This is a genomic window from Thioalkalivibrio sp. ALE30 (assembly GCF_000377465.1).
Taxonomy (GTDB): Bacteria; Pseudomonadota; Gammaproteobacteria; order Ectothiorhodospirales; family Ectothiorhodospiraceae; genus Thioalkalivibrio.
The window spans coordinates 294,748-308,020 of sequence record NZ_KB898168.1; the positions used below are offsets into that span (position 1 = coordinate 294,748).

Here is a 13,273-nt window from a genome sequence, read left to right on the forward strand (position 1 = left end):
CGACGGGTCTGCCGAGCGGCCTTTTTCTGGCGGAGAGCATGGCGCGAAACAGCTTGAGAGGAATGGCCCTGATCGGCTTGCTGGGCCTGGCGGGGACGGCCTGGGGGCAGGCGTACGAGATCGAGGACATCGAGATCGAGGGGCTCGAGCGGATCACCGCCGGCACCGCGCTCAGCTATCTGCCCGTGCAGGTGGGCGATACCTTCGACGACAGTCGCAGTCCGGAGGTGATCCGCGAGCTGTTCCAGACCGGTTTCTTTGACGACGTCGAGATCGCGCGACGCGGTGACGTGCTGGTGGTGATCGTCTCGGAACGCCCCGCCATCAACGAGATCAACTTCTCCGGCAACCGCGACATCCCGGACGACGGGCTGCGCGAGGCCCTGAACTCCGCGGGCCTGCGCTCGGGGCGAGTGTTCAACCGGACCATGCTGGACCGTATCGAGAGCGAACTGCGCCAGCAGTACTTCGCCCGTGGCCGCTACAACGTCCAGATCGACGTCGAGATCGTCGAGCTGCCGCGCAACCGCGTGGACGTGGAGATCGACATCGCGGAGGGGCCGGTGGCGAAGATCCGCCAGGTCAACGTGGTCGGCAACGAGAGCTACAGCACGCGCGAGCTGACCCGCGGTTTTGAATCCGGGGTGCCCCGCTGGTGGGCATTCTTCAGTCGCCGCGACAATTACTCCCGCGAAAAGCTCTCCGGAGACCTGGAGCAGTTGCGTTCGCATTACCTCGACCAGGGGTTCCTGGAGTTCGACATCGACTCCACGCAGGTCACCCTGACGCCCGATCGCAAGGACCTGTTCATCACCATCAACGTGGACGAGGGCGAGCGCTACACGGTGACTGGCGTGGATCTGGCCGGCGAATTCGTCATCCCGCGCGAGGAGCTGGAAGACCTGATCGAGGTGGATATCGACGCGCCGTTCTCGCGCAGCCAGATCACCGAGTCGGCGGAGCGCATCAGCGAGCGGCTGACACGCGAGGGCTATGCCTTCGCCAACGTGAACCCGGTCCCCGATGTGGACGAGGACAACCGTGAGGTCGCGATTACCTTCTTCGTTGACCCGGGGCCGCGCGTGTATGTGCGTAACATCCGCATTACCGGCAACCAGAACACCGAGGAGCGGGTCTATCGCCGCGAGCTGCGCCAGATGGAGAGCGCCTGGTACAACGGCGCGCTGATCGAGCGCTCGCGGGTGCGCATCCAGCGCTTGCCGTTCGTGCAGAGCGTGAACGTGGAGACCGAGCGGGTCGCCGGTACGGATGACGAGGTGGACCTGAACATCACCGTGACCGAGCAGCAGTCCGGGGCCCTGTCCCTGGGGGCCGGGTTCTCGCAGAACCAGGGCCTGTTGCTGACCGCCAGTCTGACCCAGGACAACTTTCTCGGGACCGGGAACCGCTTCTCGACCGAGGTCAGTACCAGCAAGGTCAACCAGCTGTTCCGGATGAGCGTGACCAATCCGCACTTCACGCCGTCCGGCGCGAGCCGCGGATTCTCCGTGTTCTACCGGAAGATCGATGCCGAGGAGGCGAACATCTCGCGGTACTCGTCGAATCGCTTTGGCTTCGACGTGACCTACGGCATCCCGCTGTCGGAATTCGACCGCATCCAGGTCCGGCCCGGTTTCGAGAACATCGAAATCGAGACGGTCGAGGCGTCGGAGACGCGCATCGGGACGCCGGACGAGATCATTGACGAGCTGGACGAGTTCGGTGACTCGGCGAATCTCTACAAGCTGGAGACCAGCTACGTCCATGACACGCGGGACAGCACGACCTTCGCCTCGGAAGGTCGGCGGCACCGGGTCGGACTGGAAGTGGCGATTCCGGGCAGTGACCGCGAGTTCTACAAGCTGACGTACTCGGGCCAGGAGATCTTCCGGCTGTCCGATCGCTATTCCTTCAGTCTGTCGGCCGGGCTGGCCTATGCGGATGGCTACGGGGGCGACGAGGTGCCGTTCTACGAACGGCTGTTCGCCGGCGGCATTCGCTCCGTGCGCGGGTATGAGGACAACCGCCTGGGCGACCTGCGCCCGCTGCGGGATGGCCAGCCCGCGACGCGTGATTCGAACGACGACCCCTACGGGGGTCGCTTCCGGACCACGCTGTCCGCGGAGCTGTTCTTCCCGATGCCGTTTGCCGCCGACAACGACGCGGTGCGCATGAGTACTTTCGTGGATGCCGGGAACGTGTTCGATCAGGTGTCGGATTTCGATAGTAGCGAGTTGCGCGCGTCGGCCGGGGTCGCGGTCACCTGGTTCTCCCCGGTGGGGCCGTTGAGCTTCAGTGTGGCCGAGCCGTTCAACGACCAGCCGGGTGATGATCTGCAGCGCTTCCAGTTCCTGCTGGGGGCCAGTTTCTGAAGATGGTCGATGCAAACGATGCCAGGGCATCGGGAGGCGGTATGAGATCCGGGCTCGCCTGGTGGGTGATCGTGATGATGGTCGTCAGCGGGTGGCTGGTGCTGCCGGCGGCGGCGGGCGCGCAGAACGTGGCTTTCGTCACCATGAACCGGATCCTCGAGGATTCGCCGCAGGCCGAGGAGGCGATGCGCGAACTGGAGCGCGAATTCTCGCCGCGCGATTCCGAGCTGGTGGCGGAGCGCGAGGAGCTGCAGCGCCTGCGGGACCGGCTGGAGCGCGACGGGGACCTGATGAATCCGTCGGAACGGGCAGATCTGGAGCGCGAGTTCTCGCAGCGCTCGCGCGAGTTCCGGCGGGCCCAGGAAAGCTTCAGCGAGGACCTGAACGTGCGTCGCAACGAGGAGCTGGCCAAGCTCCAGCGGCGTATCAACGATGCCATCGTCGACCTCGCCCGCGAACGCGACATCGACCTGATCCTCACCGAGCGTAACGTGCTCTACGCCAGTGATCGCATCGACATCACGGACGACATCCTTGCCGCAATGCAGCGCGACTGACGGCGGGTATACCGCCCGGGAGCTGGCGGAAACCCTGGGCGGGCGGCTTGTCGGCGAGGGTGAGCGGCGGGTTGCGGGGCTGGCCCCGTTGGCCGCAGCCGGACCCGGGGATCTGAGTTTCGTCACCGACCCCGACCGGCATGCCGAAGAAATCGAGAACTGTGCCGCGGGCGTGATCCTGGTGCCCGCAACCGCGGACCTGCCTGTGTTTCCCGGGCGGTCCCTGATTGTGCTGCAGGATGTCTACCTGGGCTATGCGCGTGCGAGTCAGTGCCTCGGCGCTCGCCGCCGCTTGCGGCCCGCGGGCGTACATCCGGGTGCGTTTGTCGATCCCGGTGCTTCGGTGGCGGCCGATGCAAGCGTCGCGGTTGGCGCCGTGATTGGTGCCGGGACGGTGATCGGCGCGGGGGCCGTGGTGTCCGCGCATTGTGTGGTCGGTGAGGGCGTCACCATCGGGGCCGGCACCTTCCTGCACCCGCGCGTGACGCTGCTCGATGGGGTGGAGGTCGGGGAACGGTGCATCCTGCACAGCGGCTGCGTGATCGGCGCCGACGGCTTCGGCTTCGCATCGGCCGGCGGCAACGGCTGGGAGAAGATCGAGCAGCTGGGCCGCGTCGTGATCGGCTCGAATGTGGAAATCGGGGGTAATACCACCATTGATCGCGGGGCGCTGCAGGCGACGCGCATCGGCACCGGTGTGAAGATCGACAACCTCGTTCATGTTGCCCATAACGTCGAGATTGGCGACCATACTGCCATTGCCGGCTGTGTGGGCATTGCGGGGAGTGCCCGTATCGGGGCCCATTGCGCGATCGGGGGCGGCGCCGGGATCCTGGGGCATCTTTCCATTGCGGATCACGTGACGATCCACGCGATGACGCTGGTTACGCGCTCCATCGACCGGGCGGGTCACTACGCGTCCGGGGTGCCGCATCAGGAGGCGCGGCTGTGGAATCGCATGCTGGCACGGCTGCGACGCCTGGCACGTTAGGGGGGACGATCCCGTCCCGGGAACAGCCGGTTCTGGCCCATGTACGGGCGAAGAACCGATCGAACGTCGTATCGCACGTCCGCGCAGCGGTCCGTATGCGGCATCTCAAGAATCAGAAAAAGGACACCGGCGTGGATGACTTTAACGTCCAGGAGATCATGCGCTACCTGCCGCATCGCTACCCGTTCCTCATGGTGGATCGGGTGCTGGAGTGGGAGGCGGGCAGCTATCTCACGGGGATCAAGAATGTCAGCATCAACGAGCCGTATTTTCAGGGCCATTTCCCGATCAAGCCGGTGATGCCGGGGGTCCTGATCCTCGAGGCCCTGGCCCAGGCGACCGGGCTCCTTGCATTCAAGACGGAAGAGGCGCGCAACGAGAATCAGGACAAGCAGCAGCTCTACCTGTTCGTCGGCATCGACGAGGCGCGTTTTCGACGTCAGGTGGTGCCCGGCGATCAGCTTCACCTGCGGGTCGATCTCAAGCGGACGGTGCGCGGGATCTGGCGCTTCGATGCAGTAGCGAAGGTCGGCGAGGATGTCTGCGCCACCGCACAACTGATGTGTTCCGGCCAGGAAATTCCGGCGTGATTGATCCGCGGGCCGACGTCCACCCCAGTGCCGAGATCGACTCCTCGGTGGAGATCGGACCGTTCTCGGTGATCGGTGCCAACGTGAAGATCGGCGCCGGGACCCGGGTCGGGCCGCACGTGGTGATTAACGGGCCCACGGAGATCGGGCGCGACAACCGGATCTTCCAGTTCTCCTCGCTCGGGGAGGAGCCGCAGGACACCAGCTATCGCGGCGAGCCGACCCGGCTGGTGATCGGTGACCGCAACGTGATCCGCGAATCGGTGACGCTGCACCGGGGCACCGAGAAGGGGCTGGGCGAAACGGTGATCGGGCACGACAACCTGATCATGGCGTACGTGCACATCGCCCACGACTGCACCATTGGCAACAGCATCATCTTCTCCAACGCCACTTCGCTGGCCGGGCATGTGGAGATCCAGGATCACGCAACACTGGGGGGGTTCACCCTGGTGCATCAGTTCTGCCGGGTGGGGACCTATGCCTTTACCAGCATGGGGGCCGCCCTGAACCGCGACCTGCCGCCGTACTGCCTGGCGAGCGGAAACTACGCGCGTCTGATCGGGATCAACAAGGTGGGGCTCAAGCGCAATGGCTTTTCCAACGAGGCCATCCAGGCGCTCCATCGGGTATTCATTCAGGGCATGCGCGGCCGGGCCGGCCGCGAGAGCCACCTCGACACGATGTTCGAGGAGACCGACGTCCCCGAGGTGCGCAACCTGATCGGGTTTGTCCGTGGCAGCCGGCGCGGCATCCTGCGCGGCGGCCGCCCCCACTGATCTTTGCGCTCCAACTCCCTCGGTCATTGAACCACAGAGGACACAGAGTGCACGGAGAATGGCAAGGTCAAGGGCGGTTCACAGGAAGATTGGAAGGGGCGAAGAAATTCAGGGTTGGATGCTTTCAGGAAACCGGCCCTTCAGGTGGGCGGATGTTCCAACCGCAAAGTGAATTGGCCACTACCGGTATGTAATCCGGGGGATCGACCAATTCGCCATCGCGGGTCGCAAAGCGATGTGGCGAACGGCGAGGGCGCCCTGTCTCACGGAACATAGTCGCGCTACATTCGCAGCCACGCCCCCTCAGAAGCTTCCAGGTGCCCCCGAGCCAGCCGGCGACTCGCCCCTGTTACCCCTTCCTGCCTTCCCATCTTCCTGTGAAGCGCCTTTGACCTTCTCCGTGCACTCTGTGTCCTCTGTGGTGCAATCAGGACAGCGTTAAGTGGTGCCTGGGTGGCGGCTGGTCAACAGATGGCCGTGCTGGAGGAGTTCCTGCGCCATTTCGGCGACGCGGCGGTCGGCCCCACCATCCCCCAGGCGTTCTCGCACGCGGGCCAGCCGTTCACGCATGGCCAACCGTTCCTCGGGGTGTGTGAGCAGGCTCATGGCATCCCGCGCGAGGCGCTCGGGGCTGGCATCTTCTTGCAGGTACTCGGGTACCAGGCGCTCGCCCCCGACGATATTGACCAGGGCGATGTTCTCGAGGCGAACGAGGCGCGAGAACACAGCATGGCTCACGGCCCCCATCCGGTAGAAGACCAGCATCGGGGCCTGGAGCAGTCCGGCCTCGAGCGTGGCTGTGCCGGAGGCAATCAGCAGGAGATCCGCCCCGGCCATCAGGGAATGGGTTTGCGTATCACCTCCCACGAACTGCAGGGGCAGGTCGTCCCAGGCCGCGAGCTCGGTCAAGCGATCGGTCGTTACCCCGGGTGCCATCGAAACCACGAACCGTACATCCGGATGCGCGGCATGGATGCGCCGGACCGTGTCTACGAGCATGGGCCAGTGGCGCTTCAGTTCGCCGCTCCGGCTGCCGGGCAACAGGCCAACCAGTCGCGTCTCGGGCAGCAGGTCCAGCGTTTCCCGAATCGGTGTTTGCGGCGGTTGCACCCGGTCCACCAACGGGTTGCCGACATAGCGCACCGGTACGCCGGCGGTCTCGTAGACCTCGGTCTCGAACGGGAACAGGACCGCCATGGCGTCGACGCAGCGGCGAATGCGCTTGATGCGCCCGGAGCGCCAGGCCCAAAGCTGCGGGCTGACGTAGAACAGCACACGAATCCCGAGGCGGCGGGCATGTGCCGCGAGGCGCAGGTTGAACTCCACGTAGTCGACCAGGACCAGCAGGTCCGGACGCTCGGTTTCGAGATGGCGGCTCATGCGCCGGAACAGCCGGCGCAGGCGCGGGTAGTTCACCAGCACATCGACCAGGCCGACCACCGCGAGCTCGGAGACGTCGATCAGCGTGTCGACGCCGGCGGCCCGCATCTGTGTCCCGCCCATGCCCGAGTAGCGCAGTCCGGGCTCGAGCGCGGAGAGCTCGTGGACCAGCCCCGCCCCGAGGGCGTCTCCCGAGCTTTCGCCGGCGCAGATCACCACATGCTGCGTCATTGCCGGAGCGGGGCTCCAGTCGGCGCGGGGCGGGGTGGCGTCATGCGAGGGCTTCGCGGATCTTCCCGCAGATCATGTCGATGGGCGCGTCCTCGAGTTCCGGGAACACGGGCAGCGACAGGCAGCGCGCGGCGATGTCTTCGGTGACGGGCAGCGATTCCGGGCGATTCTTCAGGTCGGCGAAGGCCTTCTGCTGGTGCAGGGGCACTGGGTAGTAGATCGCGCAGGCGACCTCGGCGGCCTTGAGGGCCTCCATGATGGTATCGCGGTGATCGGTCAGCAGCGTGTACTGATGGTAGACGTGGGTCCCGATACCGTCCTCGAAGGGCACCTCCACGGGCAGGCCGGCCAGGCCGTCGCGGTAGCGCGCGGCGACCCGGCGGCGCTCCGCGTTGTAGGTATCGATGTGCGGCAGCTTCACCCGAAGGATCGCGGCCTGCATCTCGTCCAGCCGGCTGTTGTAGCCGATCTCGTCGTGGTAGTAGCGCTCGCTGGAACCGTGATTGCGCAGACGGCGCAGGGCCTCGGCGGACGACGGGCAGCTGGTGGTGACCAGGCCGCCGTCGCCGAAGGCCCCGAGGTTCTTGCTGGGGAAGAACGAGAAGCAGCCGAAGGCATTGCCCGCACCGGTCTGCACGCCGTCGACCGTCGCGCCAAAGGACTGCGCACAGTCCTCCACGATCATCACCTTGTGCTTCTCGGCGATGGCCTGCAGGCGTGGCATGTCGGCTGGCTGGCCGAACAGGTGCACCGGCAGGATCGCCCGGGTGCGTTCGGTGATCGCAGCCTCTACCTGATCCGGATCGATGTTGAAGGTGCGCGGGTCGATGTCCACGAAGATCGGGTCGGCCCCGACGTAGCGGATGGCCTCGGCCGTGGCGATGAAGGTGAACGGGGTGGTGATGACCTCGTCACCCGGGCCGATCCCGGCCGCGGCCAGGGCCAGATGCAGGGCATCGGTGCCCGACGCGCAGGTGATCGCGTGCTCGACGCCGAGGTAGTCGGCCAGTTCCTGTTCCAGGGTCTGCACATTGGGGCCCAGGATGAAACGGGCGCCGGCCAGCACGTCCTGAAGGGCGGCATCGATTTCGGGGCGCAGGCTCTGGTACTGGCGCTGCAGGTCGACCATCGGGATCACGGCTTGACTCCTGTGGGGTTCGCATCGAGGTGGCTGTGCGGGCCGTCGGCCCGGCTCATGATGTTCAGGTTTTCATAGACCAGGTCGGTGATGCGGCTGGCCGTCTCCAGCGCGCGCTGGCCGTCGCGGCCGCTGACGACGACCGGACCCTGGCCGCGGACCGCGGCCACGAAAGCCTGGATCTCGGCGAGCAGGGCATCGGCCTCGTCGAACACACTCTCCTCGCGATGGATGGCCGGGGCGCCGGTCTCCGGATCGGGGTCACCGATATGGTTCAGCGACAGGATGCGATTCTGGAAGTCGACGGATGCGTAGGCATGCGACTGGAAGATGCGCATGCGGCGCTCGGACTTGGTGCTGATGCGGCTGGAGGTGACATTGGCGACGCAGCCGTTCGCGAACTCCAGGCGGGCGTTGGCGATGTCGATGTCGCCGGTCAGCACCCGGGCACCGGAGGCGCGGATCTCGGTCAGCGGCGCGTCCACCAGCGACAGGATGATGTCGATGTCGTGGATCATCAGGTCCAGGACGACCGAGACATCGGTGGCGCGAGGCTTGTAGGGCGCCAGGCGATGGGACTCGATGAATCGGGGATGCAGCGGGCTCTCGGTCAGTCGGCGCAGGGCGGCATTGAAGCGTTCCAGATGCCCGACCTGGAGTACCACGCCCTGCTTCTCGGCGATCCGGTTCAGGGCCTCGGCCTGCTCCAGGGTCGCGGTGATGGGCTTCTCCACGAGCACGTGGCAGCCGGCCTCGAGGAAATCGCGGGCGATGTCGTAGTGAAGGGTGGTGGGGGCGGCGATGGAGACCGCATCGACCTGCCCGATCAGGGCGCGATGATCGGTCTCCGCGCGGCAGTCGTTGTCGGCCGCCACGCGTTGGGCGGTTTCGGGGTCGGCGTCGACCACGGCCACCAGCTCGGTATCCGGCAGCGCAGCGTACTTGGCGGCATGCCATCTGCCGAGGTGGCCCACGCCGATGGCGGCGCAGCGTAACGGGGATTGGGACATGGGTAGGCTCGGATCCGGAGGGGGTGTGCTAGGATTTTCGGCGCTATTGTAACGGATCCCCGGCGCGGCGCATGGTCGTGTTCGGATGATTGCCCGCAGTTCACCGTGGTGGAGACTCCATGACAGAGGCAGCGCAGCGCCACGTCGCCGGCGTGGACGAGGTCGGGCGCGGGCCGCTGGCCGGGCCGGTGGTCGCGGCGGCCGTGATTCTGCCGCAGGACTACGCCTGTCCCGGCCTGACCGACTCCAAAAAGCTGAGTGCCCGGCGCCGGGAGGCGCTGGACGTACAGATCCGCGCGGACGCGCTGGCGTGGTCGCTGGGGCGGGCCGAGGCCGCGGAGATCGACACACTGAATATCCACCGCGCCACTCTGCTGGCGATGCAGCGAGCCGTGGCCGGTCTGGCCCTGGCACCCGCGCACCTGCTGGTCGACGGGCGCTTTACCCCCGAGGGGCCCTGGACGGCCGAGGCCATCGTCGGCGGGGACGGTTCGGTGGCGGCCATCAGTGCAGCCTCGATCATCGCGAAGGTGGCCCGCGACGGCTGGTTGCGTGAACTCCACGGCGACTACCCCGAGTACGGCTTTGACCGGCACTCGGGCTATCCGACGGTGGCCCATCGCGAGGCCCTGGAGCGCCTGGGTCCGTGTCCCCAGCACCGGCGCAGCTTCGGGCCCGTAGCGCGTGCCATCGCCGCGCGGGAGCAGGAGGCCGGGGCATGAGCGAAGCCCATCCCGGCTTCGTGCACCTGCGGGTGCATTCGGAGTACTCTCTGGTCGACGGCCTGGTGCGGCTGAAGCCGCTGGTGAAGGCCGTCGTCGATGGCGGCATGCCGGCCGTCGCGGTCACCGATCATTGCAACCTGTTCGGGCTGGTGAAGTTCTACCGCGCCGCGATCGCACAGGGCGTGCAGCCGATTATCGGGGCGGACGTGCTGGTACGCGATGCGCGCGCCGACGGCAGCCTGGCACGGATGACGCTGCTGGCGCAGAACGATCCCGGCTACCGCAACCTGACGCGGCTGATCTCGCGGGCCTGGCAGGAAGGCCAGGAGAAGGGGATCCCGCGGGTGGACTGTGCCTGGCTGGACGCGGCGGCCGAGGGCCTGATCGCGCTGTCGGGGGGCATCGACGGGTTGTTCGTGAACGGTTCAGGGACCGCCCGCGCCCTGCTGGCCGAGGATCTGGAACCCTGGATGCGGCGCTTCCCGGGGCGATTCTATTTCGAGCTGGTGCGCTCGGACCGGCCGGGCGAGGAGGCCTGGATCGAGCAGGCCCTGGCCGCGGCCGAGGCCTTCGACCTGCCGGTGGTGGCGACCAACGATGTCCGCTTCCTGCGTCCGGAAGATTTCGAGGCCCACGAGGCCCGGGTCTGCATTCACGACGGCGTGACCCTCGATGATCCGCGGCGGCCGCGGCGCTATTCGGAGGCGCAGTACCTGCGTTCGCCGGAGGAGATGGCGGAGCGGTTCGCGGATATTCCCGAGGCCCTGGCCAACAGCGTCGCGATCGCGCGGCGCTGTTCGGTCAGTCTGACCCTGGGCGAATCGGTGCTGCCGGACTTCCCGGTGCCCGAGGGGTACACGGTGGAGGATCACCTGCGCGAGACCTCGGCGAAGGGACTGGCCGCCCGCCTGGAGCGCTTCTGCTTCGCGCCGCAGGAGGACTACGAGGCGCGGCTGCAGCGGGAACTGGACGTGATCTGCCAGATGGGGTTCCCCGGGTACTTCCTGATCGTGGCGGATTTCATCCAGTGGGCCAAGGACAACGGCATCCCCGTGGGCCCGGGGCGTGGCTCGGGCGCCGGCTCGCTGGTGGCGTATGCGCTGGGTATTACCGACCTGGATCCATTGCGTTACGAGCTTCTCTTCGAGCGGTTTCTGAATCCCGAACGCGTCTCCATGCCCGACTTCGATGTCGATTTCTGCATGGAGAAGCGCGACGACGTGATCGACTACGTCGCCGAACGCTACGGTCGCGACAAGGTGTCGCAGATCATCACCCACGGGACCATGGCCGCGAAGGCCGTGGTGCGCGATGTCGGGCGCGTGCTGGGCCATGGCTATGGCTTCGTCGACCGGATCGCCAAGCTGATCCCGTTCGAACTGGGCATGACCCTGCAAAAGGCCCTGACCGAGAGCGAGGACCTGAAGGCGCTGTACGACGAGGACGAGGAGGTCCGCGCGATCATCGACCTCGCGCAGAAGCTCGAGGGCCTGACCCGCAACGCCGGCAAGCATGCGGGCGGGGTGGTGATCGCACCCTCCGCGCTCACCGATTTCTCGCCGCTGTACTGCGAAGACGATGGCGGATCGCTGGTGACCCACTTCGACAAGGACGATGTCGAGGCGGTCGGCCTGGTCAAGTTCGACTTCCTAGGCCTGCGCACGCTCACCATCATCGACTGGGCGGTCGAGAACGTCCGCAAGATGGATGCCGAGGAGCGGGTCGACCTGGACGCGATCCCGCTGGATGATCCGGACACCTTCCGCCTGTTGAAGGATTACCAGACCACCGCGGTGTTCCAGCTGGAATCCGGCGGGATGAAGGATCTGATCAAGCGTCTGCAGCCCGACAGCTTCGAGGAGATCATCGCGCTGGTGGCGCTCTACCGGCCGGGGCCATTGCAGTCGGGCATGGTGGACGACTTCATCGACCGCAAGCACGGTCGTGCCCAGGTCGAGTACCCGCATCCGGATCTGGAACCGATCCTGAAGCCGACCTACGGCGTCATCCTGTACCAGGAGCAGGTGATGCAGATTGCCCAGGTGCTGGGCAACTACACCCTGGGCGGCGCGGACCTGCTGCGGCGCGCGATGGGCAAGAAAAAGCCCGAGGAGATGGCCAAGCAGCGCGAGATCTTCCTCGAGGGCGCACTCGGACGCGGGGTCGACGAAGGGGTCGCGACCTACATCTTCGATCTGATGGAGAAGTTCGCGGGCTACGGCTTCAACAAGTCGCACTCGGCGGCGTATGCCCTGGTCGCCTACCAGACGGCGTGGCTCAAGGCGCATTATCCGGCGCCCTTCATGGCGGCGGTGCTGTCCGCGGACATGGACAACACCGACAAGGTCGTCGGGCTGATCGAGGAATGCCGCAACATGGGGCTGGAAGTCCTGCCGCCGGACGTGAACCAGTCCGATTACCGCTTTACCTGCCGCGACGCGCAGACCGTCGTCTACGGCCTGGGGGCGATCAAGGGTGTGGGCGAGTCCGCGATCGATACGCTACTGAAGGCGCGCGGGCAGGGCGGCGACTTCCACGGGCTGGTGGACCTGTGTCAGCGGGTGGATCTGGGCAAGCTGAACAAGCGCGTGCTGGAGACGCTGGTGCGTGCCGGGGCCATGGACGGTCTGGGCGCGAATCGCGCGACGCTGCTGAACGATATCCCCATGGCCGTGGCGGCCGCGGAGCAAACGGAGCGCAACGCCAGCCTGGGGGTAGTCGACCTGTTCGGCGACCCGGCCGCGGCCGTCATCCCGGAGAGCGCGACCCTCGAGGAGATGGAGGATGACGAACGCCTGCGGGGCGAGAAGGACACCCTGGGGCTCTATCTGACCGGTCACCCGGTGGAGCGCTATCGGGCGGAGCTGCTGCGCCTGACCGGGACCACCCTGCAGGCCCTGGAGGCCAAACTGGAGGATCGCCCCGACGAGACGCAGGGCCAGAAATGGCGCGGCAAGCAGGAGACCGTGTGCATAGCGGGCCTGATTGTCGGCGTGCGCGTGCGCAACACGCAGAGCGGGCGCATGGGGATCGTTACCCTGGATGACCGCAGCGGGCGGGCCGAGGTGGTGCTGTTCAACGACGACTTCACCCAGTACAAGGACCGCCTGGAACCGGACGCGCTGCTGGTCGCGGAAGGCACCGTCACGCTGGACGACTATGCCGGGGGTACCCGCATGCGGGCGCGGGCCGTCTACAGCCTGGACGAGGCGCGCGCGCAGTGGGCGCGGGCGCTGCACCTGTGCCTGGAGGGCGTGGTGCCGGAACAGGTCGCCCACCTGCGAGGGCTGATGGAGGCGCATCGCGAGGGGCCCTGCCGTGTGCACATGTGCTACCGCCGGGATGGGCTGGAGGCCGATATCAGCCTGCCGGAGGGCTGGACGATCCGGCCGGACGAACGCCTGTTGCGCGGCATCCAGCAGTCGCTGGGGCCGGACTGCGAGGCGCAGGTGCTGTACGGTCGATAGACCGCTGCGCATCGGCACGGGGAGCGGCGCGCG

10 protein-coding genes are annotated in these 13,273 nt (G+C 66.6%); 7 read left to right on the forward strand and 3 right to left on the reverse strand.

Annotated elements, in window-relative coordinates; genetic code table 11:
• The first annotated feature begins 38 nt into the window (after window positions 1-38).
• The 5 genes from bamA to lpxA all read left to right on the forward strand — a co-directional run bounded on the left by bamA (window position 39) and on the right by lpxA (window position 5,289).
• Window positions 39-2,372 carry an outer membrane protein assembly factor BamA gene (gene bamA, locus D107_RS0101305; RefSeq protein WP_369772453.1) on the forward strand — a complete coding sequence of 778 codons (2,334 nt, stop codon included), beginning with the start codon at window positions 39-41 and terminating at the stop codon, window positions 2,370-2,372.
• Between the two features lie 41 nt (window positions 2,373-2,413).
• The gene (locus D107_RS0101310; protein WP_018866987.1) at window positions 2,414-2,929 is read left to right on the forward strand and encodes an OmpH family outer membrane protein; all 516 of its coding nucleotides are present in this window, start codon (window positions 2,414-2,416) and stop codon (window positions 2,927-2,929) included.
• Window positions 2,907-3,920, forward strand: coding sequence for a UDP-3-O-(3-hydroxymyristoyl)glucosamine N-acyltransferase (gene lpxD / locus D107_RS0101315; protein WP_018866986.1), 1,014 nt, complete (start codon window positions 2,907-2,909; stop codon window positions 3,918-3,920). Before D107_RS0101310 ends, lpxD begins: the two co-directional genes overlap by 23 nt.
• 95 nt (window positions 3,921-4,015) lie before the next feature.
• A complete protein-coding gene (gene fabZ, locus D107_RS0101320) occupies window positions 4,016-4,510 on the forward strand; it encodes a 3-hydroxyacyl-ACP dehydratase FabZ (protein WP_018866985.1) in 495 nt (164 codons plus the stop codon).
• On the forward strand, window positions 4,507-5,289 hold the full coding sequence (gene lpxA, locus D107_RS0101325) for an acyl-ACP--UDP-N-acetylglucosamine O-acyltransferase (RefSeq protein ID WP_018866984.1): 783 nt from the start codon (window positions 4,507-4,509) through the stop codon (window positions 5,287-5,289). Before fabZ ends, lpxA begins: the two co-directional genes overlap by 4 nt.
• Before the next feature lie 438 nt (window positions 5,290-5,727).
• Here the strand turns inward: lpxA and lpxB are convergent, their stop codons facing one another.
• From lpxB to D107_RS0101340, 3 genes are read right to left on the reverse strand one after another with little or no spacing between them, the layout of a single operon-like run.
• Window positions 5,728-6,900, reverse strand: coding sequence for a lipid-A-disaccharide synthase (gene lpxB, locus D107_RS0101330; RefSeq protein WP_018880574.1), 1,173 nt, complete (start codon window positions 6,898-6,900; stop codon window positions 5,728-5,730).
• Window positions 6,901-6,940: 40 nt separating this feature from the next.
• Window positions 6,941-8,038: a DegT/DnrJ/EryC1/StrS aminotransferase family protein gene (locus D107_RS0101335; RefSeq protein ID WP_018880575.1), complete on the reverse strand. Its 1,098-nt coding sequence runs from the start codon at window positions 8,036-8,038 to the stop codon at window positions 6,941-6,943.
• A complete protein-coding gene (locus D107_RS0101340) occupies window positions 8,035-9,048 on the reverse strand; it encodes a Gfo/Idh/MocA family protein (protein WP_018866981.1) in 1,014 nt (337 codons plus the stop codon). Before D107_RS0101340 ends, D107_RS0101335 begins: the two co-directional genes overlap by 4 nt.
• Before the next feature lie 119 nt (window positions 9,049-9,167).
• Here D107_RS0101340 and rnhB point away from each other — a divergent pair, with 119 nt between their 5' ends.
• Window positions 9,168-9,770 carry a ribonuclease HII gene (rnhB, locus tag D107_RS0101345; RefSeq protein ID WP_018866980.1) on the forward strand — a complete coding sequence of 201 codons (603 nt, stop codon included), beginning with the start codon at window positions 9,168-9,170 and terminating at the stop codon, window positions 9,768-9,770.
• Window positions 9,767-13,240, forward strand: a complete 3,474-nt coding sequence (gene dnaE / locus D107_RS0101350) for a DNA polymerase III subunit alpha (RefSeq protein WP_018880576.1) — start codon at window positions 9,767-9,769, stop codon at window positions 13,238-13,240. Before rnhB ends, dnaE begins: the two co-directional genes overlap by 4 nt.
• Window positions 13,241-13,273 lie beyond the last annotated feature (33 nt).

What these genes read in the sequence shown, in the direction of transcription:
- bamA (WP_369772453.1), top strand. Translation starts at nt 39, where the DNA reads ATGGCGCGAAACAGCTTGAGAGGAATGGCCCTGATCGGCTTGCTGGGC.
- D107_RS0101310 (WP_018866987.1), top strand. Translation starts at nt 2,414, where the DNA reads ATGAGATCCGGGCTCGCCTGGTGGGTGATCGTGATGATGGTCGTCAGC.
- fabZ (WP_018866985.1), top strand. Translation starts at nt 4,016, where the DNA reads ATGCGGCATCTCAAGAATCAGAAAAAGGACACCGGCGTGGATGACTTT.
- lpxB (WP_018880574.1), bottom strand. Translation starts at nt 6,900, where the DNA reads ATGACGCAGCATGTGGTGATCTGCGCCGGCGAAAGCTCGGGAGACGCC.
- D107_RS0101340 (WP_018866981.1), bottom strand. Translation starts at nt 9,048, where the DNA reads ATGTCCCAATCCCCGTTACGCTGCGCCGCCATCGGCGTGGGCCACCTC.
- rnhB (WP_018866980.1), top strand. Translation starts at nt 9,168, where the DNA reads ATGACAGAGGCAGCGCAGCGCCACGTCGCCGGCGTGGACGAGGTCGGG.
- dnaE (WP_018880576.1), top strand. Translation starts at nt 9,767, where the DNA reads ATGAGCGAAGCCCATCCCGGCTTCGTGCACCTGCGGGTGCATTCGGAG.